The following is a 23,310-nucleotide window of genomic DNA, read 5'->3' as shown; positions in this document are numbered from 1 at the left end:
GAATCAAATTAAGCGGCTTCACGAGTCCTATATTTTTCTTCGAAATCATTATAATAAATTTGAAAACGCATTTATGGTAATATTCGAACAAAAATAGTATTTTTAAACCAACATCAAAAAATAAACACCACAGCTTAATACTGTGATGTTAATTACTTGCTAAATCATGCATTCTTTTTTCGTTCAGCAAGATCTTTGGCAATTTGAGCTTGCTTATCCTCGGTAAGGTCAAACCATGCTACACTGGCTGTAAAAACGATTATGATGGCTGGCAAAATACCCATTAGGATTTTAATACCCAAGATGGTCTCGCTGCTTTGGTTTGCTCCTGGTACGTACCCAACAAAGGCTAAGGCGCCTGCAGCTATTGAACCTGATAATGCGGTTGCAAAAGTTTGTAAAAATCCAAGGAAAGATCCCATAAAAGCATTTACATTGATTCCAGTCTTCCACTCCGTATAATCCATCGCAGCCGGCATCATAGCGCTCTGGGCTGGACTAGCAAATCCGCTGAATAAACTTGCAATTACACTAATAACTAAGAAAATTGTAGCACCTGTAGAGGTACCAGGAAGGACAATAACTGCTGCCATTGAAACCACATTCACGATCGCTGATATAAGAACATTCGTTTTAATGCCGATACGTTTCGTAATCTTTGAACTTAACATGGCTCCAATAAAGGTCGGAAGCAAACCAACGATACCAACTGTCGCCATTAAACCTACATTATGGAAATAATATTGAAAATAATAAATCATAATACCAGAGCGAATGCCGTTAGCTAAATTGTTAGCGAATATATAAACATATACAATAATTGCTGACTTATTAGTAAATACTGCTGCAAACATTTCTTTTAATGAGGTCTTCTTATCTTCCTTGCTAGGCTGCACAACATATCTTTCCTTTATGTTAAGAAAAGAAAATATCGAAGTAACTATAGTGACTATTGCAAATATTCCCATAAGTAGTGTGAAACCTTTGGTATCATTACCGCCACCCAGAACTTTAACCAAAGGTTGTCCACCAATTACTACTACCATAGCCCCGATCATGACAAAAATATAACTATAGAAACCAATTGATACTCTATCGTCTACTCTCTTAGTGATGGCAGGAGTGAGGGCAGCCCCTGGTGCTTGGGCAATTGCCATACAAATACTGTAAATAAGATAAGTTAAGGTTGCATATATATACTGTGCATTGTGACCAAAATGGAAATTAGTAAAGGTTAGCCATCCGAAAATTGCTGTTGGTACACCTATAATCACGCTGTATGGCCTGTACTTCCCCCAAGGAGTTGTTATTTTATCGACGAATACCCCAAAAACGGGTGCTAAAATGGCGTCAAATATCCGGGCTACTAAAAACAATCCAGCAACATAAGCAGGGCTAATTTTCATTACATCAGTATAAAAGAAAAGCAAAAACATGGAAATCATTTGAAAGTGGGCTGTTCCTGTCATTCCACCGATGGTTACAGCTGCTTTTTCACGAAACTTAAGTTTTCTATCCTCATTTTGAGTGTTAATATTATTACTCAACTCCACATTAGCTTGATTTGTTATATTTGCCTCCATTTTTCTCTCCTCCTTATAATGTAACGCTTTCATTTTATTTATAAAAAAGAACTGTTTATGGGGAGGTGAAGATGAGTTCTTCTTACTTCACCTCTGCCTATATCTATTTCTTTCTATTTATTCTCCTTTATAGCTAAATGCTCACTTTCGGTAGCTTTGTTTAAGTGGAATAGCAATCCATTTAACATTTCATAAGTAAAGGCTCCATTGCTGAAAGAAACGAATGCGCGTAGTGGCATATATTTCGCCATTGCATCGACCATTTCAGAATGTTCTCCTTCCGGCTGAGGGAAGTTTTCACTTAACTTTGCAAGAAATTCCATGACGATAGGTCCTGCGGTCAGATCCTCCATCATATCCCCCAACGGTGTATTTTGGGTAAATCTCTTTTTAACTTGAACAGTAGACTCTACGTGAATCTTATCTTTGAAAACAATCTCTTGTGAAGATTTTCCAATAAGAATTTCGAAATCCCCGCTTTCTACATGCCAGTCCTTTAACGAAACATTGTAATAAGCAAACGCTCTTTTATCTAACACAAAAGAAACCGTCTTTTCTTCACCTGGTTGAAGTGATACCTTATCAAATCCTTTTAATTCTTTTGCGGGTCTAACAACTAAGGAATCCACATCTCTTACATACAGCTGAACAATTTCTTTTCCCGGATACTGACCTGTATTTTTCACATTGACCGTAACGGTTACTGTTTCTGTATCTTTCATTTCTTTCTTACTTAACGAAAGGCTGTTGTATTCAAAATTTGTATAACTTAATCCATAACCGAATGAAAATAAAGGTTGTATTTCTTTAGCGTCATAATAGCGATAACCAACAAACAAGCCTTCTTTATATTCCACTTTGTCGGCTTCCCCTGGGAAGTTCAAATAGGAAGGGTTATCCTGTAAACGTACCGGGAAGGTTTCCGCTAATTTGCCCGATGGATTTGTATGTCCAAATAATATATCTGCAATGGCTCCTCCTAATGCCTGCCCTCCTAAATAACCTTCCAGTAATCCTTTCGCGCGATCAATCCATGGCATTTCAATTGGTGCGCCATTACTAAGGACAACGACCAAATTCTTTTGCTCTTCCGCCACTGCCTCAATTAATCTCTGTTGATTTTCAGGTATCCGCAAATGCTCTCGGTCATATCCTTCAGACTCGTACCGGTCCGGTAATCCGACAAATAAAACGGTAATAGAAGAATTTCGGGCAGCTTCCCGTGCTTCTTGCATGAGTTGATTATTCACTTCATCGTTTTGAAGCTCGTATCCCTGTGCGTATATTACCTTTGCCTCATTACCGGCTATTTTCTCAATCTCTTCAAAAATATTATCAAGCTTAGTAGGATTTATGTGAGAGCTCCCACCGCCTTGATATCGTGGCGTTTTGGCGAGTGTTCCAATCACAGCAATAGTACCTTCTTTTTTAAGTGGAAGAATACCATCTTCATTTTTCAAGAGAACCATGCATTCACTTGCTACTACCCTTGCCAGCTGATGGTGGGATTGTTTATCATAAACGGCGTTTTCTTTTTTATGTTCGACTGCTTTAAATATTACCGATAACATTCTTTCTACAGCTTGATTTAACTTTTCCTCCGAAAGCTCTCCATTCTTCACCGCTTCTACAATTTTCTGGTCACTCAAACCACCTGTTGGCGGCATTTCAAGGTCAAGCCCGGAGGATAAACCGCTTACCCGCTCATTTACCGCTCCCCAGTCAGAAACGACGAACCCTTCAAGTCCCCATTCTTCTTTTAAAATGTTGGTTAGCAAGTATTCATTTTCCGACGCATATTCGCCATTTACCTTGTTATAAGCACTCATAACGGTCCATGGTTGCGCTTTCTTGACAGCCCCTTCAAAACTTGCCAAATAAATTTCTCTTAGCGTTCGTTCATCTACGACAGCATCAACAGACATCCGGCGATGCTCCTGATTGTTGGCGGCAAAGTGCTTCAGAGAAGTTCCCACGCCTTGACTTTGTACACCATTAATGTGGCTGGCAGCTAGTTCAGAAGATAAATAAGGATCCTCTGAAAAATATTCGAAGTTCCTGCCGCATAACGGGGACCGTTTAATGTTGGCACCTGGTCCGAGTAGGATGGCCACATCCTCCGCCTGACACTCTTCCCCTAATGCAATCCCAACCTTCTCGATCAGGTTTCTATCCCATGAACAGGCTAATCCGGAAGCGGATGGAAAACAGGTGGCTGGCACACTTTCATTGAGTCCTAAATGATCTGCGCCATCTTTTTGCTTCCTCAGCCCGTGGGGACCATCTGTCAAAACAATTGATGGGATACCTAGTCTTTCAATCCCTTTTGTTCGCCAGAAACTAGCACCTGAACATAAACTAGCTTTCTCTTCTAGCGTCATTTGCGAAATGATTTCTTGAATGTTTCTTTGCAAAATATTTCTCTCCTTTATTACTTGTTTCACTCGAGTTGAGATTATTGTATTGTTTTTGAAACCGCTTTTATATTACGATTTGTATAAATATCGAACTATTTGTACTTCTTTATTTTTTAAATTATGTTATTTGTTTCGAACATGGATAACTTGGATTTTGAAAATCAATCCTTCCTAATGACAAATTACCAAATTTGCCCGTAAAAAAAGTCGATAGTTTTAACCTATCGACTTAAAATTATATAGGGCGCTTTTTATCATTCCTTGCTGAAATACATGCTTATGCTTCCCTTACTTTTCTGAACAAATCAGATATTTCCCGCTTCCTACTGTTTTTTCTTCTTTTCCTATCTTTAACTGGGCAGTTACATTGACTGGAACTTCAACTTCCGCCACAACTTTCCTCCCTTCAAGTTTGCAGTCTGATAAACATTCAATCTGTCAGACTGTAGCTGCCAGCTGAATCTTGGTGTTTTCGTATCGATCGTTAATGGATTCGATTTATTTTCACACTGTAATTTTGTAATGTTTAACATATCTTTCTCCCAATTTTAAAATCTTTTAATTTGATAAGACCATTAAAAGACTTAATGTAATTTCCTTGATCTTCTAATCACTCGAGTTGAGAATATTATATTGCTTTTGAAACCGTTTTTATGTTATGATTTGCACAAAAATCGAACTATTTGTACTTTTACTTTAAAAACTAAGGGGATTATGATGAAAATCGAAAACTTGGACTATATTTGCAGACTTGTATTTGAATCTTGTAAAGTTCCTGTTACCTTTTTCAATAAAAATGATGAAATAGTTATTGAATTTCCAAAGTCCCCTATTCAAAATCCAATTATTCCGGATAAAAAACAACAGTTGAAACAACTTATATTTACAGACGCTCCCTCCGATTTTCCTGTAATAAGGACAACTAACTATTTAGAAAATTACCTTATTATCAATCTGCCAACTGCCTCTCTAATTGCAGGACCTTGTCTGTATAAAGAGATTTCCGATGATCTCATAACAGGCATCTTGAACGATAATAACATTAGTAATATGTATAAAAACGATTTAATCTCTTACTACCAACAGTTACCGACTATGAGTCCACTAAAATTTATGCATACCGGTTTATTAATTTATTACATGATATTTCAGCAGAAATTAGATGTCGGGGAAGTTATACAAAAAAATGTCCTTGTCCAGAATAATTTCGATGTTCAAAAGACTGTTGATGCCAATTTAAGTATCAACCGCCAAAATATCTCTCTTCATCACGATCCTGCATTTGAGAAACATGTTCTTCAAGCCATTAGAGAAGGACGCTTAGAAGTATTATCCGAATATGCCACCTTAAATCCTCCGGAGGGAATTGGGGTCTTATCAAAGAAAAGTCAATTAAGGAACGAAAAAAATTTAGGTATTTGCGGTATTGCGCTTTTTACACGGGCTGCCATAGACGGAGGGTTACAACCAGAATTGGCTTATACCATGAGTGATTTATACATTCAAAAAATAGAAGACGCCACATCAGTTGGCGAAATAAATCATTTATCCTCTAAGGCGTTTATTGAGTTTTGCGACCGAGTACGTCAACGCAAACATCATCAATATTCCAACCCCGTATTAATTTGTCAGGATTTTATCTTTAACCATATTTATGAAAAAATTACAATTGCGGATCTTGCGAAATTGGTCCATCTTAATCCCGCTTACCTATCACGTTTATTTAAAAATGAATTGGGAATCCCCCTGGGAGATTATATTCAAAGAGAGAAAGTCGAGGAAAGTAAGAAGTTATTAAAAAATTCAACACACACGCTTCCAGAAATTTGCTCTTTACTTAATTTTAATGACCAAAGTTATTTCATAAAAGTATTTAAAAAGTTCACCGGTACTACTCCTAAGCACTTCAAAAACAAAATCTAAGCAGAGGATAGGGCAGGAGTTTTACATACAATTTAAACTCCTGCCCAATTTATCATACTTAAAAAAAGGAATTTTTTTAAAATCATCATTTAACTTGTTTACTGCCTCTAGACCCCTGAAGAATAGAAGCTGATAGTAATATTTTATAGTTCATTAATACAAAATGAATTTTTTTATATTAGTTATTGAAGGAATTGTGCCCTTTATATTTTCAAGCAAACGAAAAAGATTCGTCTCAATGGAAAAGGAACGAATCTTGGTTTTTAGGGTATTATGTCGCTCTATAGAAGTAAAAATTATATCAGGGCATCTTTTTCACAAGATAACTAATCGCATTTGACCATTCTTTGATTGTAGACCCATCATCTTGAGGGTTCCCATCATACATTTCTTTCCCACTGCTATTCACAAAAAGCATTTCAGATGTATGTATTACATCTGTTGTTTTACTTGGTACTACTGTAATCCCATAATCTTTCCAAATCTTTTTAAGAGTATCAACCGAACCAGTGAGGAAATACCAGTTTTTGAGGTGGGATAGACCTTCCTGGTCTGAAAAAGCTTTTACATCGCTTACGCTTTTGTGGTATTCGTTTACATTCAAACCGATGTAAACTACATCTTTCCCACTAGCTCCTAATTGTTGGTCCGCATCGATTAACTCTTGAGAAATAATCGGGCATACATCAGTACATTTGGGATCGATTGGTTGGATAACTAGTTTTTTATTTTTAAAATCAGATAAAGAAACTACCTTCCCGTGTTGGTCTGTAAGAGTAAAACTAGGAGGATTTTTAAGTGAAACTTCTGAAATGCCAAGGTCTTTTTTAAATTTATTAAGGGTGGGATCATTCCAGGCGGCGGTCTTTTGCTGAAAGTATTGCCAAATGTTAAAACCAACCAAAACAACTACAACAAAGTATAGAAACCATCTTAACTTTTTTAGCATTTTTCTACATCCTCTTCCATTCATTATTGATACTCTTTTAATTATAAAACAATTCAGCTAAAGAAAACCATAATATTATCTGATAATTCTAAAACCCACTTTCCGTTACATCAAAAAACGGTCTTGTATTAATATCTGCATTTATCAAATAATCGGGGGTTATTCGAACATGAAAAAGCAGCTGGATTATCATTCTAGCTGCTTTCATTTTTATTTTCTAAAACTTTTTTATTCCTCATATATCATTTTACGTGTCATTCCACCATCAACAATGATGTTTTGTCCATTAATAAAATTATTTTTTGGATCTGCAAGATATAAGCATGCCAAAGCAATATCATCAGGAGTGCCAACTCGATTTGACCAATGTTGAAGATGGTCCTTCTCACTTAATTCATTATAATTTACATTTTGAATCCAGCCAGGACTAATACAATTTACTGTGATTCCTTTTGATTGTAGTGATGCTGCTAATGAATGAGTTAAAGCCACAATTCCACCCTTTGAAGCAGCATAAGCTTCAGAATTAGGTTCAGACATAATCGCTCTAGTTGATGCCATATTAATAATCCTACCACCTCGAGGCATCATTTTAGAAGCCTCTCTTGAAGCGATAAAAGTGCCTCTTAAATTCGTATTGATTACATCATCCCATTCATTAGTCGTTAATTCAACTAATGGTTTGAATCTAGAAACTCCAGCATTGTTTATTAAAATATCTACCTTTCCAAACTGCTCTTTCACTTTTTTCATTAAATGAAAAATATCTTCTTCATTTCTTAGATCAGTCTTATAGAAAAATACATTTTGGTTGACTTCTTTGATTTGATTTAAAACATCACTTCCCTTTTTTTCATCTACATCTGCGATACAAATATTGGCCTCATAATTTCCAAACGCTTTCGAAATTCCTTCACCAATTCCATTAGATCCACCAGTAATAATGACAGTTTCATTTTTAAACCTTTCTATCATTCACGTTCATTCCTTTATATCCGATTAATCATGCTTAGGTGAAGCTGCTGGATCACCTATTTGCGATACGGTATGCTCATAAGCAATCAATGTAACACCTAATTGATTTTCAAACTGTATGAGCTTATGCATCTGTTCATCTGATAAATTAGCCACTTTAAAATCATTATTTGCCATATTCCCACCTCCCAAATACAGCATATTATTTACCAATATTTGAATTTCAAAACGAACATTATGTTCTTTTTAAAAATAAATATGAATATATTTTTAACTCAGTAAAATTAAGAATATAAAATAATAAGCATCCTTTGTAAAAGCATGTTCAAATATTAAAGGTACCGACAAGGAGGAAACATATGTATAAAGAAGTTATTGCCATTAATGAAATTCCAAATTTCCAATCTCGTGCAGAAGAATTTTTTCCTATTGATTGGTATAAAGAAATGCTTCACCATCATCCTGTTTATTATCATGAAAAAACGGATACTTGGAATGTATTTAAATATGAAGATGTTAAACTAGTGTTAAGCAACTATGAATACTTTTCAAGTGAAGGATCTCGAACCACTCTTTTTGTTGGAGCTAAAGGCAATCTAGAAAAGCACTCTCTTACCAACATAATAAATATCGATCCTCCCTTACATAGAAAGAGCCGCTCCTTGTTAGCGTCCGCTTTCACTCCACGCAGTTTGAAGAACTGGGAACCTCGTATTCAACAGCTTGCTTCCGAACTTGTAGGAGAGTTACATGAAAACACTACTCTTGATATTGTTCAAGCATTGGCTGCTCCATTGCCTAGCCTCGTTATAGCCGATTTATTTGGGGTGCCGATACAAGATCGGTTTCAGTTCAAAAAATGGGTTGATATACTTTTCCAACCTTACAATAAGGCAACATTGGAAGACATTGAGCTTGAAAAACTAAATGCTGCAAAAGAATATTTCCAATATCTCTTTCCTATTGTCGTTCAAAAACGCTCTAATCTCTCAGAAGACATCATCTCTGACTTAATCCAAGCTGAAGTAGATGGTGAAAAGTTTTCGGATGAAGAGATTGTTCAGGTCACAATGCTACTTTTAGGGGCAGGTGTCGAAACCACCAGCCATGCGATTGCCAATACTTTTTATTCATTGCTATATGATGATCAGTCATTATATAGGGAGCTTAGAAATAATTTAGAATTAGTGCCAAACGCTGTTGAAGAAATGCTCCGATATCGGTTTCATATGACAAGGAGAGAACGTACGGTTAAACAAGACAATAATTTATTAGGCATTGAGTTAAAAAAAGGAGATGTAGTGATCGCCTGGATGAGTGCATGCAATTTGGATGCGGATATGTTTGATAATCCTTTCTCACTAGACATTCATCGTCCAAACAATAAAAAGCATTTGACATTCGGAAGTGGCCCACATTTCTGTTTGGGTGCCCCTCTTGCACGCTTAGAAATGAAAATTGCCTTAGAGACTTTCTTACAAAAGTTTGCGCATATTGAACCAGTGAATGGGTTTGAATTAGAAGAAAATTTGACGGCTTCTGCTACAGGACAGTCGTTAACAAATCTTCCGATAAAAGTTTATAAGTAAGGATTTATTTATAGTAATGAATCCATATTCCAACCTAGATCTAACGGCGTTTCAATTAATATCACAGTGTGTACTTTTAAATAATGTTCAAAAGCAGAGGGGACTCCCCTCTGCTTTAATCTTTTGTTATGTATTTCATTAATTTATTCGCAATTTAGCCCCTTTACATTCCGATTCAGAACATTTTCTAAACCTATATAGGCACCTACACAGTCATATAGGCATTGACCTACATATGGTAGACAAAGTAATGACCAAATGCGGATTCCTTTAAATCTAAAGGTAATAGCATTGGAGGGATAAGGATGACAAAATTTTTTTCGTTTCAAGGTACCGTCACCAGGATTACTGATCTTATTGGTCAACATGGTGAAGAAGATGGCTGTAAAAAATTATTTACTGTAGAAAACGGAACGGGAGCAATCGTGAATTTCGTAGTGTCCCCCACCACTTACTTTGTCGATCATCTATTGGTGGCAGTAGGAGATCAAGTGACTGGATATTATGACGGGAATGCACCTGCTCCGCTTATTTACCCTCCACAATATCAAGCGCTTGTCATGGTAAACAAAAGCCCAAAACAGAATGTAAAAGTAGATTATTTTAATAGTGAGTTGGTGAGTAGTGATGGGCAATTACGATTAAATATTTCCCCCTATACTCAACTAAGATTAACCAATGGGCAGCTCTTTTCAAGGAATCCAGCGAACCGTGATCTCATCGTTATCTATGGACCTGCCACGAAAAGTATCCCGGCCCAAACCACACCCTACAGAATAATCGTTTTGTGTTAGTGGCGATAAAAAATATTCATCTATCAAAGCCATCAGGTTTGAAAATAAGCGGAGAAATTTCTCTTAATTTGGAAATAGCACTGAAAATTGCTTAAATAGACGGAGAGATTCCGCCTATTGACTCAAAAAACATGAAAATGAGGGATTTTTCTTTGCATAACCGGAAATCATCCCCTTATTTCCCCCGAAAAGAGCTCCATTCTGAATTTAACCGAAATATCTCCGTTTATTTTAAATATCACCGGTTACTCAATAATGGAAAAGACTTCTAATGTTTCAAAGCATTTTTTGTAAGATAAATTGTCTATCAAATTGAGGGTAAAATTGTAGGGTACAACAGTCATTGTACCCCCACAATTTGGGGTGCATTTCCCTATGTAATTTCCACTTAAATGGCTACACACCAATAAAAAATGAGTGTCAATTTCATATCAAAAGCCAATGTTCAGGAACTCTTAATGATGAAGGCAATATTGTATTCCTATCCCCTTTAGCCGAATTCACTTGTACCTGGGTAAGAAAAATGCTTCCTTCTAAATTAGCACCTGTTAAATCAGCGTCTCTCAAATCAGCACCAATAAGATCTGTTGATCTCATGTCTGCTCCCCGAAGATCAGAAGCAATAAGGAGTGCTCCTCTTAAATTAACTCCCCTGAGGTTCGCTCCTCTTAGATTCGCACCGATTAGGTCGCGACCCTTCATTTTTGTTCGTTTCCTTCCATGGTGATGGTTACTCTTTACCTTTGACCGGACAAGTTCACTTGTTTTTAAAAGTAATTCGTTAACCTTTTCCCGATGGCTGGGTACATAAATGGCTAGGAGGGCATCTGGGGTTAAATACGTGAGCTGTTCTGTTTCTTTCATTGCTTGCTCTAATTCCTTATAAATAGACCTAGCAGCATCATAACTAAGAGCCTCATTCAAATAATAAAGCATTTCATGAAGTTGTTGCATAATCGGAAATACCGCAAACATTTCATCTGCTGTTGCTTCATTATTCCGCCAATCAGATCCATTATAAGTTACTTGAGAAACCTTTTGGCCAGCTCCAAAGCATTCATATACTGTGCATCCTTGAAAGCCATTTATTCTAAGATTTTTATGGATCCCGCAGCGATAATCTGATTGCAGATTCCGGCAAGGAGTCCCTTCTTTTTTATCAAAGGCAAAATCACAAGATGCAGTAAATGATAAAGCTACACAGCATAAACCAAAACATTTCTCGCAGTCAGCACTCAATTTCTTATTTATTTGTTGCTCAGGCAATACTTACACACCCTTTTCGTTCTCGACATGGATTCACTGGGTATTAATATTCTAGGGTTGGTGGAAGTAATCCTTCTTAAAGGAAATCTTTCACTTAAAAAGAAAAAAGTGAAGCAAATAAACTTCACTTTTTTGACATGGATAATTTTTGACGATCTTCTGCCATAGGCGGCTCTTCAAGCCATTGATTATCTATCATTAAATCCATCCACTCTTTACCAATTTTTGCGTCGTCTGCAATGGCTGACATATATTTAGGACTTAAATCTTTTCTGGGAGAGGATCCCCATCCCGTACCATAATAAATCATGGCGGTAGTAAATAAAAATCCCACATAGAACATGATTTGCTTCTCCGAAAACGGAGAATTAATAGAATCCGTCACTTCTGCGTCAAAAGTGGGAGGTGCAGGTAAGTGGTCTTCCTCGGGTTAATATGTGTTACCTATTTATTCAGGTAAATTGGTTACAAGGTCATTTGTTTCATAGTTTTTATTCTTCCAAAGTTCACCTGGCCAGAATGCGAATCGCCCAAGAACGGTAGTAATCGCGGGCACAAGAAGTGGACGAACAAAAAATGTATCTAATAGCACGCCTACTGCTGTAACAATACCAAATTGCACCAAAACTTGAATTGGTAAAGTAGCTAACACAGCAAATGTTCCCGCTAAGATAAGACCTGCCGATGTAATAACACTTCCTGTTTTGACCACACCACTAGATACCGCATCAAGATGTGATTTAGTCCGCTTATTCTTCCATATTTCCGATACCATAAAAATATTATAATCTTCACCCAATGCAACAAGGAATACAAAGGCATATAAAGGAATTGCTCCTGAAATAGCAGAAGCTCCCAACCCAAAGTGAAGGATAAGCCAGCCCGCACCTAGTGCAGAAAAAAAGGATAAAACCACAGTTAAAATCAAATAAATCATGGCAATGATTGAGCGTAAGTATAGCAGTAACAATAAAGAGATAATACAAATCATAACAGGGATAATAATAGATTCATCCCGTTCTGTGGTTATTTTTGTATCATATAATGCAGCAGTCTCACCGCCAATCCAAAAATGCTTTTCAGTATCATGGATATCTGCGTTAGCTAGCATTTTCTTTAGATTACTTCTGAGCTTCGGAATCTGGCTCAGTGCTTCACTGGAAAACGGATTCTCAGCCAAGGATACTTCGTACAATTGAAATTGATGATTATATTTTCCTTCCATCGGCTGGGTTACATCCGCTACAAAAGAAAGTTGTTCCAATTTCTCTTTTAAAGGTATTCCTTTTCCCGTTGTATCGACAACAATTTGTACAGGTGCCAATTCACCGGGAGAAAAATGACCAGAGATTAAATCAAACCCTTCCCGTGAAGGCATATCTTTAGGAAAAGACTCCAATAAATCGTACGTATATTGAATCCGAGGAACAACTGAAGCCAATCCTCCCAGTAATACAAGTGTTGTAATAATAACAGTCCACGGTCGTCTAGTCACTAGCCCGCCAAGCTTCTTACTAAAGAATCCTTGCGTTCTTCTTAGTTTTATCGATTTTCCTTTCTTTTTAGCTAGATTTTCTGTCATTTCCTTTGTTCTTGGAATAAACGGAAAAAATGCCACTCTTCCAAAAATAGCAAGCAAAGCAGGAAGAAGTGTTAAAGCTGCAATCCCCATTAGGAGAACTGCCAGACTAAATGGAACAGCAAAACGGTGAAAAGAACCGAAATGAGCAAGTAATAATGTCCCTAACCCAATTACCACAGTAAGAGCACTCATTGAAATAGCCCCGCCTGATTCTTTAATCCCAAGTCGTAAGGCTTTAAACTTATTTTCCTCATAAAGCAAAAATTCTCTATATCTGGAGATGAGGAATAAACAGTAATCCGTTCCCGCTCCGAACAATAGGACCGTCATAATGGAAACGCCTTGGGCATCCGCGGTAATCCACCGATGATCAGCCAAAAAGCCAAGTGCTGGACTGATAATCCCGTAAGCAAATCCCACGACAATCAAAGGTAAAATTGCCAATAGGGGTGATTGATAAAGAAGAATCAATAGGACTAATACCAGAAGTACAGTTGCAACCAATAATTTAACATCTGCTTGACTGAACAAACTAACAGCGTCTGTTTGAATCCCAACAGGCCCAGATAAACGAACATGTAAACCGGAATCTGATACTTTTCGATTAAATGGATCTTCGTCCATCGTGCTATTAACTTTTTTCTTTAGCTCATCCATATTGTTTTGGAGAATTTCTATTCCGGCATTTTCATCAAAAAATACAGGAGTAATCAGCGTGGTACCATCTTTTGATACGCTTTGCGCAAGTGCCTGTTCCGGAATCGTATCAAGAAGAGGTAAAGTCAATTGTTTGGATAATGGGTTTTCTTTTAGCTGCTTATAGACACCTTGGATTGCTGTAAAATCCTGATGATCTAGCTTGTTATCATTGTGCCAAACCATTAGGACGGGGTTACCCGAATCGTTTGGAAATTCCTTTTTAATTAGTTTCTCAGCTTGTTGTGACATTGCTGAATCGGGAAGGTCTGCTGCTGAATCATCCTCGACTGTGTTAATAGCTGGCCAGGTGTAAGATAACACCACCGTTAGAAGGACCCAAATGACCAGAGTAATCCAGCGCGTCTTTGGACCTCCAACAATTTTCCCCCATGAATGTAAAGGACTTTTTTCCATATAAACCCACCTTTACCTTTATTTAATTTATAATTAATTATATATACTGGTAGGTTAATTACTCAAGTGTAATTTTAAAATATGTTATAATATTTTTGATATTAGGTAGTTAGGAGAGAATGACATGCAACGGGAAATTCGACCACTCGGGAGACCACGTCAAGATCATCAGAATAAGCCTACAAAAACTGTAATTTTAGAAGTAGCTACTCAACTGTTTCTGGATAAAGGCTATCAAGTAGTTTCCATGGACGACGTTGCAAAAGAATGTAGTGTTACAAAGGCAACCGTGTATTATTATTACAAAACGAAAGCAGACCTTTTTACCGATGCAATGGTCCAAATGATGCTTCGAATTAAGAAGCGAATTTTTGACATTCTTTCTACAGACAAACCGCTCAAAGACCGATTACTTGAATTCGCCAAGGCGCATTTACAAGCAACTGTCGATATTGATATAAATGGGTTTATGAAAGAAGCAAAAACTTCCCTTTCGATTGATCAATTACAGCAAATGAAGGAAGCTGAAGATAAAATGTATGAAGTAATAGAGCACGCTTTAACAACTGCAATGGAAAAAGGTGAGATTCGACAGGGACATCCGCAATTAGGTGCTCATGCTTTTGTAGCTTTGCTAACAATAGGAAATTATAAGGATGCTGGCCAAAAACCTATCATTCCATCATTAGATGAAATGACAAAACAAATTGTTGATTTTTATTGGAATGGACTTGGGAATTAATTTTATTTATGTAATCATTCGGTTGAGGAACATTAAAAGCCATGCAAATGCATGGCTTTCAGATTGTAGACAAAAGGCATCCGAATGTGTCCATTCGGATGCCTTTTTGTTGGACTTTTGCTCGTAAGAGCAAAACTTAGACTTATCTTATTCATATATTTACCCCATTACCGGACTTTTCCATGTCCAGCTGGCCATCTTTTTCAAATTCATGGCAGCAAAAGTAAGCATCGCTTGCATAGACAATTTTTTTAGACCTCTTAAGGTTGTCCATCGCATTCCATGCTTTTCCTTAGCATCCGCAAAGACACGCTCAATCGTTTCTTTACGTCTTGCATATATAGTTTTATTTTCTTCTGTATGACGAAGATGGTCGGCTTCTTCTAAATAGTTTTCCCACACATGTCGTTGAATTAGTTTTTTATGTTCTTTACTCTGTGTACACTGTGATAATAATGGGCAATTTTTACACTCAATGGGGTTAGAGAAGTATTGTCGATAACCCTCCTTTGTCGTTGTTGCATATTTTAATATTTGTCCTTTCGGACAGATATAACAATCATAGTATTCATCATAAACATATTCATGCTTTCTTAAGAAGCCATCCTTCGTACGAGGGCGAGTGTAAGGTAATGCAGGCGTTATATCATTTTCAAATAAGTATTGGGCAATGGCAGGCGTTTTATATCCAGCATCAGCAGCAACAGCCTCAGGTTTCCCGTGTTTTTCAATGACCTTTTCTAGAAGTGGTTCAAAAATAACGCTATCGTGTATATTCCCTGGTGTAACAATCGTACCCAGAACAAAACCATTTCGATCAGCAGCTGTATGGAATGAGTAAGCAAACTGTTTAGTACGCTCGTCCTTTACGTAATAACCACTTTCTGGGTCCGTGGTGCTTTCTTTAATTTCTTTCTTTTCTTCCTTTTCAAATTTATCTGGAGGAAATGGCTTTTTCCCGTGATCTTCGCGGTCACTATTAATCTCCTCTTGTAATCGCGCTTCATATGCTTTGGTTTCTTTTCGAACGACTTTCTTCTCAATTTTACGCTTATTTGCACTTGCTTTAACATGTGTGGAATCAATAAAAACGTGATCACTGCTTATTAATTTTTTATCAGAAGCTTCCTTCAAAATACGATAGAAAATCTGCTCAAACAAATCAGTGTTCTTGAAACGTCTTTCGTAATTTTTACCGAAGGTTGAGAAATGTGGTACTTTATCATAAAATCCAAAGCCTAAAAACCAACGATAAGCAATATTTGTGTCGATTTCCTCTATAGTTTTACGCATAGAGCGAATACCGAAGGTATATTGGATAAACGCCATCTTAATCAATACTACAGGGTCAATACTCGGACGACCTCGATCAGATGAATACATATCTTGTACAAGTGAATAGATAAATGAGAAATCTATGGCAGCTTCTATTTTGCGAACCAAATGGTTCGCAGGTACAAGTTGTTCTAAAGCTATCATTTCTATTTGGTCACGATTCATCTGTGTATTTTTTGAAAGCATAGTATCCACCTCATTAAAATCTTCATATATCAATTATACAAAAAAGACTGCCGGCAGACCCGATTTTTCTCGGATTTGTCGACAGTCTGAAAGCCATGCAAATGCATGGCTTTTTAACATTTTGAAGAATGATTAGACCCTAGTCGTCCTTTAATTTTGATAAAGCAGTTTCCTCACCAATTTATGTTGAAGCTAGTACACTAATACCAACAAGGCTACCATAATTTTCCAAATGAAACGAGGAGCGCATTCATGCCTCATCGATGGTTATTATTATCAGTCGATAAATGATATAAATACCTAAATATCCACCGGTTAATAAGAAAAATGGATTTAGGAAAATGGAATGGATATTTGTCATAAACACAGTATGATCTTTAATGATTTCATAAACAGACACAGAAGCAATATCTCCAAATATAATTGCTGATACAACGGCACCTAAATTAAAAATCATACGGAATTTTATTCGAAATTTCTGTAAAAAGAACATAATTACAGGAAGCACAAGGCTAGTTAGAACGAAGAAAATCTTCATAAAATCACCTTATATAATCAGTGTCCTAATTCTTAAATTCGTTCCATGGCATAAGAATATATTAATTAGACATGCTTAGGTATCCCCATGAGGAGGCTAATTATGCTAGAGACAGTACATAAACTTTTTAATCTTGAAACAATTATTTGGTTGTTCCCTGTCACTTTTATGTTCCATGCCTTAGAGGAGATTATAACTGTTGAGAGTTTTATGACAAAATTCAAAAATAAGGTCCGGGAAGCTTTCCTTGTTAAACTGACGTTAACCATCAAAAAAAAGTTGGGTGCGAAATCAGCCCAACTTTCTATTAGTATGGCATGGATTTTGCTTTTTATATCATTTAGTGCATTTATGGCAGCCTACCCTTTGCCATCCAGGGCAAACTTTTTTCTATTTACTGCTATATTAAATGTATTTTTTATACAATCATTTTCTCATATTGGTCAAACGATCATCTTTCGCAGTTATACACCTGGTATCATAACAGCGTTATTCATTGTCATTCCTTATTCTCTTCTAACCTATTACCGCTTGTTTGAATTAGGCGTCATAGACGATCATTTACTATTCAAAAGTATTCCCCTAAGCATTTTAATGGTAACCATTTTTCTTATAGGGAATCTTTTAGGACGAAAATTTATACGATAATCAATTATATTGAAGACGTATCTGCTATATCAGTAGTTCTCTCCGTGTTTGGATCAGGTTGTCCGTAACCGGTAACCTTTCCTGCATGATCCTCATGGTATTTCGATCCTGAACCCGGTTGATTTCCGGACTGCCCTCTTTGTTTCTCGGCATTAGTACGTTGCTGATTTGACAATATAAGCACCTCCTTTTATCCATTAGGATTTGTTACATCCCTGAAGTTATTCGAAGTATGTAAAAATTGTAATTTTTTTACAGTTTATTTGTCATGTTTAAGTGAAAATTAAAAAGAAGCTAATCCATGGGAGGAAAATCAATGATCAATCAAGATTTAAAAGAAAAGGTTGTTAACATCATCTCTAATCACAGGACAGGTACCCTAGCATCCGTTGAAAATAATAAACCTCATTCACGTTATATGACATTTTACAATGAGGACCTGACATTATATACACCAACGAAAAAGGACACGGAAAAGATTGACGAAATAAAAAAAAATTCCTATGTATCCGTATTGCTTGGATATGAAGATAAAGGACAACACGATGCCTTTATTGAAATTTTAGGTACTTCCTCTATTAATAATACACAATCTTTGAAAGATAAATTCTGGGAGGAATCATTTAATAAATGGTTTGATGGTCCAAACGATCCCAACTACGTATTTCTTGAAATACAGCCCGAAACGGTCCGTATCTTAAATCTAAACGGTGAACCACCACAAGAATTCTCGTTAAATTCCTAATTAGTTATAATAATTTTCCTCATCGGCTCTTCCTTGCATATGAAGAAGAAAATAGATGAATATGGAAAAGAGCATCCAAATGATGCTCTTTTCTGTTTTTTTTCACATCAGGAGAATACGTATTTATTATCCCCAACCCTTTTTGTTTCCTGATTCAAATTGTTCCTTTAATACCAACGATCTATCTAACTTAAAGGAGTAAAATCATTTCTTTTGGTCAGCTTGTCAGCCACTAAATAAATCACAATATAAATCGGAAACGAGTAGTAATATTTCCAAAAAAGTGGATCATAAATACCCATGAAACGAAAAAAAGGTTCAGATACAAAGGCTGCAAAAAAAGCAAAAAATACTGCTTTATAGGCAGGTTTAATATTTGGTTTTACTTGAATTAAACTCATGATCGAAACAGGCATGAGACAGAGATCAAATGGTAAATAAGCAGGGACGGCTGGAAAAATCGGATATATGTAATGCCATGCTTTTAATTGCATACCGATTGCGTCAAAGCTAACGGAAACCAACATAATAAACAAGCCTGAATAAAAAAGTCGATCAGAACTATTGCGTCTCCTTATTAAGAACCAAATGATCCAACTTAATAACGATAAACCAATTCCAAACCACCAACGCCAAGAAAACAGTACCTCTTCCTGCCATATTTTTAACCTTATTTCATAACCTTGATTGATTAAATTTAATCCTTTATACATTTCATAGTGTAATCGATCCAAAAACATCACCCAAAATATAAAATTCCCTATTATTGTTAAACTAAACTGCTATCGTTTGCACCATAAGAAAGTGCTCTATATTATACGTAGAATTTTTTACAACCCAGAGTAAATACTATAAAAAACTTTTTCCTTTTAGGAGGAGTTATGAAATTAATAAAACCAACAAAAATAGGTGCATATACATCATGAAACAACGAATTAAGAAGTACAAATATCGCATGCAACGGAATGGGAATAAAATAGATTCATGATTGTCTTCTCGACGATCAGTTCTTGTATGACATAAAGATGGAAATTTCTTACTATTCTCTTTTCCCCTTCTTATTGAGGTGAAGTTATGAAACACACATTAGAGAAAAATATATTAAGGGCTTTATTAATTTTTGGAATCATCTCATTCGTAAATTTGATTAGAAAACCACCCACAAAAGATTGGTTACTTGTCTTTCTTTTTAAAGGTTTTTTATCTTCCATTTTAGATAATTTAGTTGTGAAAAAAGGATACATTAAATATCCAATAAAATTATTCAAATCATTTGATTTTAGCTTTATTTTTGATTATTTACTTTATCCTATTACGTGTGTTTACTATAACCAAGTTACTAAGAAATCCAATATTTTAGGTATATTTTTTAAAACATTCTATTTTAGTATTCCGATGGCTGTAACAGAGCATTTGTTAGAAAAGAAAACGTCTTTACTTAAATTTAAAAAGGGTTGGACTTCCTTTACTAGCTTTTGGACTTTAAGTATAACTTTTCTTATTTCTAGGGCTTTCATCGCTATCGTCCGAAAAGCAAATAACAGTCCTGTACCAAAAAATTAATTTTCTTTGGATACAGGATTTTTTAATGAAAAACGCTTTTAAATATGCTATGAATTTTAAACATTTGTATGATAAGGTCAGCCATTTTTCTGGTTGACCTTTTTTGTAAGGAGGCTGTCGTTATTAGCAGCCAGTTCTAGTCGGTTCAACAAAACAGCATTAAATAATTTTTATTTTTGTAGATTTTTCTTCATTAGAGATGCCACTTGTAAGTTATCTAGTTGGGAAGTGTTTTCTAGTTGCTTAATAATTAACTCTTGTCGTTCCACGGGATGATTTTGACTTAATTTAGCTTTTGCTTCAATTTTTGAGATGTTAATTTTGAAGGCTACAATCCCTTTGCTCATTCCTTCGATATATTGGGAATCTACATCATTTAAATTGTATAAGCTATCTGGTCTTTCATATTTTTTTACCAAGTCATTTAAAGAATCAAATATTACTTTTGGATCCTCCACTATCTCCATCTTTCCATAGATTTGAATAGATACATAATTCCAAGTAGGTACTGCCTTCATTGTTTCGTACCAAGAAGGTGAAATATAACAGTGAGGACCTTGGAAAACAACAAGAACTTGTTGGTTTTCAATATCCTGCCACTGTTCATTTTGGCGAGCAAAATGACCATATAAGGCACTCTCACTTTTATTTAAAGTAAGAGGAAGATGGGTTGCGTATGGTTCTCCATTATGCTGAGAAAATAAAGTGGCAAAGCCGTATTTTTCGATAAAATCATAAATCATTTCTTCGTCCTCTAGTTTAAAATGTTTAGGAATATACACGATATTCTCCTCCTTAATTAGCGATATCATTATTTTATAATGCAAACTGACATATAAAAAGGTACAATTATAAAAAAAGAACATGTCAAAGGTGTATTGTAATTGAAAATACCATTTTTGCTTTTAAAGATGACTCTCCCAAATACAAACAAATCTACGAGCAGTTTAAATATGGTGCTACCACCGTTACTTTTAAATCGTTATAAACATCAATTTCTTCATTTCGAGAATACTGCTTCCCTTCTTAGCCAGCTAACAATGGCTAAATTTATGGAAGAAGGGGAATGGAATCGCCATATTAAACGGATGCGACTTGTGTATAAACGAAAAATGCAGTGCTTAGTTTCAGAATTAAAAAAACACTTCAACAAACATATATCCATTATTGGCGAACAGTCTGGTTTGTACCTTTTAGTGAAGGTTCATATAAAACGTTCAGAAGAATGGTTAATCGAACGTGCTTCCTTTTTTGGGGTTAAAGTGTACCCTACCTCCATCTATTTCATACAAAATCATTCTGATGAAGCAATGATTAAGCTCGGATTCAGTAATCTTACATGTGAGGAAATACAATTAGGTGTAGAGCTTTTAAAAAAGGCTTGGACATAAAAAACACCCCGTCACATTAGTTGAATCTAACGATTGCGGGGTGTTCCACTTGGAGAGTCATGGGACCACTTTGCAATTGGTGTTGCAAGGTTAGATTTATCTATTGAGGAAAGGTAATGAACCACAAGCCAAATTTTCCGACAATTTTGTGTAGCAAAACTATCCCGACCAATAAAATAAAACTAGTAAAAAAAGAAAAATGACCGCCTTAGTGACGATCATCTTGAGTGCAATTACCTCTTAACCTTTTTCCAACTTTTATACTACCTTGGAGTGGATAATCTAAATTGATATCCCATTTGATATGCTAATTTTTCTTTATTCAGCAAGAACAGAGTTCCATCCCGATTCAGGTGCGAATTGTTTTACCATTTCTAAAATCATTTTTCGTTCTGGTGGATTCAAGTAAGGCAAAGTATATCGCAAAAACGTGAGCATAGATGCGGGGTCTTCGTCTTTTCCCGCTTCTTGATGAATGGCGAGCAATTGTTCATCCGTCATAATTTCCCATAATGCAGGCACCGCTTGCACTTCTTCCACTAGAATGTGTTGAAAATAATCTGCTGTATATTGATGGAGCTTTTGTGTTAGATTATCCCAAAATACTGAAGGATCTTCGCATTCGAATGCCTTAACGGCGAATGCCCTAATTTCTTCTATTGTATGATCTAATCGAAGGTGATCAGATTCTAATTTTTCTGCAACAGCTGGACAAGCTTTAACGTATAAAGGATGAAGAAAATTGTCTTCTGTATGAGAGTGGAATTTGAGCATGTGAGTAACAAGTTCTACCTCTTCGATAAACCCTTTAATCGCTTGTGCATCGTTTACATCCATGGAACTTGCTTTCATACAAAGTGTGTTCAATGCGTTTCGTAATCCTCCGTGTGGTAATTTTAATAATTGCAAACGTTGATTCATGGGACACCGCCTTTTTCTTCTTAAAATTTCAACCCATGTCCAATGTATGCCATCAATCCCCCAAAAATACTCCAAATTAGGCATTTATGTGTAGTATTTTTATACTACGAAGTATTTCATCACACCACAATCGACTCTAACACCTTACATATTTCCGTTTAAAACCAAGTCTCCCTCGATCTATTTCCTTTTGGATATTTTCGGAAGCAAGGAGAATGCTGCTTTTTTTCTGGTCCCTTCTTATTTCGACTGGCCCTACTGCCTTTGCAGTTTCAACCGCCTTTTCGTGAAGCGGCAAATAGTGAATCCCGACTGTGAATATAAAATTATTCATAGCAGATTTTGTTCGATCCGGAGAATTATGAATCGTTTTTTCTGCCTGATCAAGCATACTGGCAATCTTGGTTTCGCTAAATTCGCTGTCCTTGCGATTCCCCAAAAGCCAGCAGTAGCAGCTCCATCCTGCCGACATTTTCAGTTCTTCCCCACTTGCGATCCATTTATCTGCAACCTCTTGCGCAATATCAGTTTCAGCCAGAGTGACGGCAACTACATAATCAGACAGCATATAAAAATACGCCGCATCGATCCAACGCTCAAAATCCGCCTCCGTCATGATCTTTGGGTCCGCAATAATGCCGGCAAAATACATGGCATCGTAGTTTCCGGTGGCGTAAAGCTTCTCGGCTAGAGGCTGGTTGTTCTTGATTTTCTTTGCGAGTGGCTTCATTGCGCCTGTAGCCACACCAAAAAGCGGTTCATGTGCCCCATTGCTTAGATAAGTCTTTTTCATTCGTTCCTTGCCAAGCGCTTCCAATTCCTGCATCACCATTTCAAAATCCATTGTTTTGCACTTCCTTTACAATCATTTCCATTACATTGTACCATCTTTGATTTTATTACCTAAAAGATTTTCTGGGAAGGAAATATTAACTACAGCCCTAAAGAGAAGGTACATTTCATCTCACAAAAGGATGCAGGCGATTTCAATAAAGAGTATCATTAATTGAAACACCTATACCAATTGAATTAGAGGTTTACTAACAAGAT

At 36.2% G+C, this 23,310-nt stretch carries 22 protein-coding genes and 2 pseudogenes; 8 read left to right on the top strand and 16 right to left on the bottom strand.

Translation table 11 applies throughout. From position 1 onward, the window contains the following. Positions 1–164: 164 nt before the first annotated feature. From ACZ5XR_RS10820 to ACZ5XR_RS10810, 3 genes are all read right to left on the bottom strand, one after another. Entirely contained in the window at positions 165–1,583 is a 1,419-nt protein-coding gene (locus ACZ5XR_RS10820; protein WP_464501661.1) for an MFS transporter, read from the bottom strand. Between the two features lie 113 nt (positions 1,584–1,696). Then, the gene (locus ACZ5XR_RS10815; RefSeq protein WP_464501660.1) at positions 1,697–3,997 is read right to left on the bottom strand and encodes a beta-glucosidase; all 2,301 of its coding nucleotides are present in this window, start codon (positions 3,995–3,997) and stop codon (positions 1,697–1,699) included. 365 nt (positions 3,998–4,362) lie between these two features. Continuing rightward, positions 4,363–4,533, bottom strand: coding sequence for a glycoside hydrolase family 78 protein (locus ACZ5XR_RS10810; RefSeq protein ID WP_464501659.1), 171 nt, complete (start codon positions 4,531–4,533; stop codon positions 4,363–4,365). Between the two features lie 181 nt (positions 4,534–4,714). Here ACZ5XR_RS10810 and ACZ5XR_RS10805 point away from each other — a divergent pair, with 181 nt between their 5' ends. Further along, a complete protein-coding gene (locus ACZ5XR_RS10805) occupies positions 4,715–5,923 on the top strand; it encodes a helix-turn-helix domain-containing protein (RefSeq protein WP_464501658.1) in 1,209 nt (402 codons plus the stop codon). A 301-nt stretch (positions 5,924–6,224) separates the two neighbouring features. On the opposite strand, the gene ACZ5XR_RS10800 is transcribed toward ACZ5XR_RS10805, so the two are convergent. The 3 genes from ACZ5XR_RS10800 to ACZ5XR_RS10790 form a co-directional block, all read right to left on the bottom strand. Beyond that, positions 6,225–6,872 carry an SCO family protein gene (locus ACZ5XR_RS10800; RefSeq protein WP_464501657.1) on the bottom strand — a complete coding sequence of 216 codons (648 nt, stop codon included), beginning with the start codon at positions 6,870–6,872 and terminating at the stop codon, positions 6,225–6,227. Between the two features lie 228 nt (positions 6,873–7,100). Beyond that, complete coding sequence (locus tag ACZ5XR_RS10795) at positions 7,101–7,847, bottom strand: SDR family NAD(P)-dependent oxidoreductase (protein WP_464501656.1); 747 nt, start codon at positions 7,845–7,847, stop codon at positions 7,101–7,103. Positions 7,848–7,871: 24 nt separating this feature from the next. Then, entirely contained in the window at positions 7,872–8,024 is a 153-nt protein-coding gene (locus ACZ5XR_RS10790; RefSeq protein ID WP_464501655.1) for a hypothetical protein, read from the bottom strand. A gap of 182 nt (positions 8,025–8,206) precedes the next feature. On the opposite strand from ACZ5XR_RS10790, the gene ACZ5XR_RS10785 reads away from it, so the two are divergent. Further along, complete coding sequence (locus ACZ5XR_RS10785) at positions 8,207–9,436, top strand: cytochrome P450 (protein WP_464501654.1); 1,230 nt, start codon at positions 8,207–8,209, stop codon at positions 9,434–9,436. Between the two features lie 305 nt (positions 9,437–9,741). Next, positions 9,742–10,230, top strand: a complete 489-nt coding sequence (locus tag ACZ5XR_RS10780; protein WP_464501653.1) for a hypothetical protein — start codon at positions 9,742–9,744, stop codon at positions 10,228–10,230. 426 nt (positions 10,231–10,656) lie between these two features. On the opposite strand, the gene ACZ5XR_RS10775 is transcribed toward ACZ5XR_RS10780, so the two are convergent. The 3 genes and pseudogenes from ACZ5XR_RS10775 to ACZ5XR_RS10765 form a co-directional block, all read right to left on the bottom strand. Next, complete coding sequence (locus ACZ5XR_RS10775; RefSeq protein ID WP_464501652.1) at positions 10,657–11,496, bottom strand: pentapeptide repeat-containing protein; 840 nt, start codon at positions 11,494–11,496, stop codon at positions 10,657–10,659. Between the two features lie 124 nt (positions 11,497–11,620). Next, positions 11,621–11,908 (bottom strand): annotated as a pseudogene (locus ACZ5XR_RS10770) (DUF3231 family protein); the annotation flags it as partial. Positions 11,909–11,944: 36 nt separating this feature from the next. Beyond that, positions 11,945–14,191: an MMPL family transporter gene (locus tag ACZ5XR_RS10765; RefSeq protein ID WP_464501651.1), complete on the bottom strand. Its 2,247-nt coding sequence runs from the start codon at positions 14,189–14,191 to the stop codon at positions 11,945–11,947. A 124-nt stretch (positions 14,192–14,315) separates the two neighbouring features. Between ACZ5XR_RS10765 and ACZ5XR_RS10760 the strand changes: the two genes are divergently transcribed. Continuing rightward, a complete protein-coding gene (locus tag ACZ5XR_RS10760) occupies positions 14,316–14,933 on the top strand; it encodes a TetR/AcrR family transcriptional regulator (protein ID WP_464501650.1) in 618 nt (205 codons plus the stop codon). 159 nt (positions 14,934–15,092) lie between these two features. Here the strand turns inward: ACZ5XR_RS10760 and ACZ5XR_RS10755 are convergent, their stop codons facing one another. Together ACZ5XR_RS10755 and ACZ5XR_RS10750 are read right to left on the bottom strand one after the other, a co-directional pair. Continuing rightward, entirely contained in the window at positions 15,093–16,454 is a 1,362-nt protein-coding gene (locus tag ACZ5XR_RS10755; RefSeq protein WP_464500685.1) for an IS1182 family transposase, read from the bottom strand. Between the two features lie 250 nt (positions 16,455–16,704). Then, positions 16,705–16,992 (bottom strand): transposase, encoded by a 288-nt coding sequence (locus ACZ5XR_RS10750; RefSeq protein ID WP_464501649.1) that lies wholly within the window; start codon positions 16,990–16,992, stop codon positions 16,705–16,707. 102 nt (positions 16,993–17,094) lie between these two features. On the opposite strand from ACZ5XR_RS10750, the gene ACZ5XR_RS10745 reads away from it, so the two are divergent. Continuing rightward, positions 17,095–17,640, top strand: coding sequence for an HXXEE domain-containing protein (locus tag ACZ5XR_RS10745; protein ID WP_464501648.1), 546 nt, complete (start codon positions 17,095–17,097; stop codon positions 17,638–17,640). A gap of 4 nt (positions 17,641–17,644) precedes the next feature. On the opposite strand, the gene ACZ5XR_RS10740 is transcribed toward ACZ5XR_RS10745, so the two are convergent. Beyond that, on the bottom strand, positions 17,645–17,815 hold the full coding sequence (locus ACZ5XR_RS10740) for a hypothetical protein (protein WP_464501647.1): 171 nt from the start codon (positions 17,813–17,815) through the stop codon (positions 17,645–17,647). A 141-nt stretch (positions 17,816–17,956) separates the two neighbouring features. On the opposite strand from ACZ5XR_RS10740, the gene ACZ5XR_RS10735 reads away from it, so the two are divergent. Beyond that, positions 17,957–18,385: a pyridoxamine 5'-phosphate oxidase family protein gene (locus ACZ5XR_RS10735; protein ID WP_464501646.1), complete on the top strand. Its 429-nt coding sequence runs from the start codon at positions 17,957–17,959 to the stop codon at positions 18,383–18,385. Positions 18,386–18,570: 185 nt separating this feature from the next. Here ACZ5XR_RS10735 and ACZ5XR_RS10730 read toward each other — a convergent pair whose 3' ends face one another. Further along, the gene (locus ACZ5XR_RS10730) at positions 18,571–19,119 is read right to left on the bottom strand and encodes a CBO0543 family protein (protein WP_464501645.1); all 549 of its coding nucleotides are present in this window, start codon (positions 19,117–19,119) and stop codon (positions 18,571–18,573) included. Positions 19,120–19,459: 340 nt separating this feature from the next. On the opposite strand from ACZ5XR_RS10730, the gene ACZ5XR_RS10725 reads away from it, so the two are divergent. Next, on the top strand, positions 19,460–19,948 hold the full coding sequence (locus tag ACZ5XR_RS10725; RefSeq protein ID WP_464501644.1) for a CBO0543 family protein: 489 nt from the start codon (positions 19,460–19,462) through the stop codon (positions 19,946–19,948). Between the two features lie 170 nt (positions 19,949–20,118). Here the strand turns inward: ACZ5XR_RS10725 and ACZ5XR_RS10720 are convergent, their stop codons facing one another. Further along, positions 20,119–20,730, bottom strand: a complete 612-nt coding sequence (locus ACZ5XR_RS10720; protein WP_464501643.1) for an FMN-binding negative transcriptional regulator — start codon at positions 20,728–20,730, stop codon at positions 20,119–20,121. Between the two features lie 171 nt (positions 20,731–20,901). Between ACZ5XR_RS10720 and ACZ5XR_RS10715 the strand changes: the two are divergent. Beyond that, positions 20,902–21,339, top strand: a pseudogene (locus tag ACZ5XR_RS10715) (MocR-like pyridoxine biosynthesis transcription factor PdxR); the annotation flags it as partial. Positions 21,340–21,657: 318 nt separating this feature from the next. Here the strand turns inward: ACZ5XR_RS10715 and ACZ5XR_RS10710 are convergent. Both ACZ5XR_RS10710 and ACZ5XR_RS10705 read right to left on the bottom strand, forming a co-directional pair. Further along, complete coding sequence (locus tag ACZ5XR_RS10710; protein ID WP_464501642.1) at positions 21,658–22,260, bottom strand: hemerythrin domain-containing protein; 603 nt, start codon at positions 22,258–22,260, stop codon at positions 21,658–21,660. A 136-nt stretch (positions 22,261–22,396) separates the two neighbouring features. Continuing rightward, on the bottom strand, positions 22,397–23,104 hold the full coding sequence (locus tag ACZ5XR_RS10705) for a DNA alkylation repair protein (protein WP_464501641.1): 708 nt from the start codon (positions 23,102–23,104) through the stop codon (positions 22,397–22,399). Positions 23,105–23,310: the final 206 nt, after the last annotated feature.

Source organism: Neobacillus sp. Fa239, from assembly GCF_055395235.1.
Note: the sequence above shows the minus strand (reverse complement) of the source record. Positions and strands in the feature narration are given on the sequence as shown.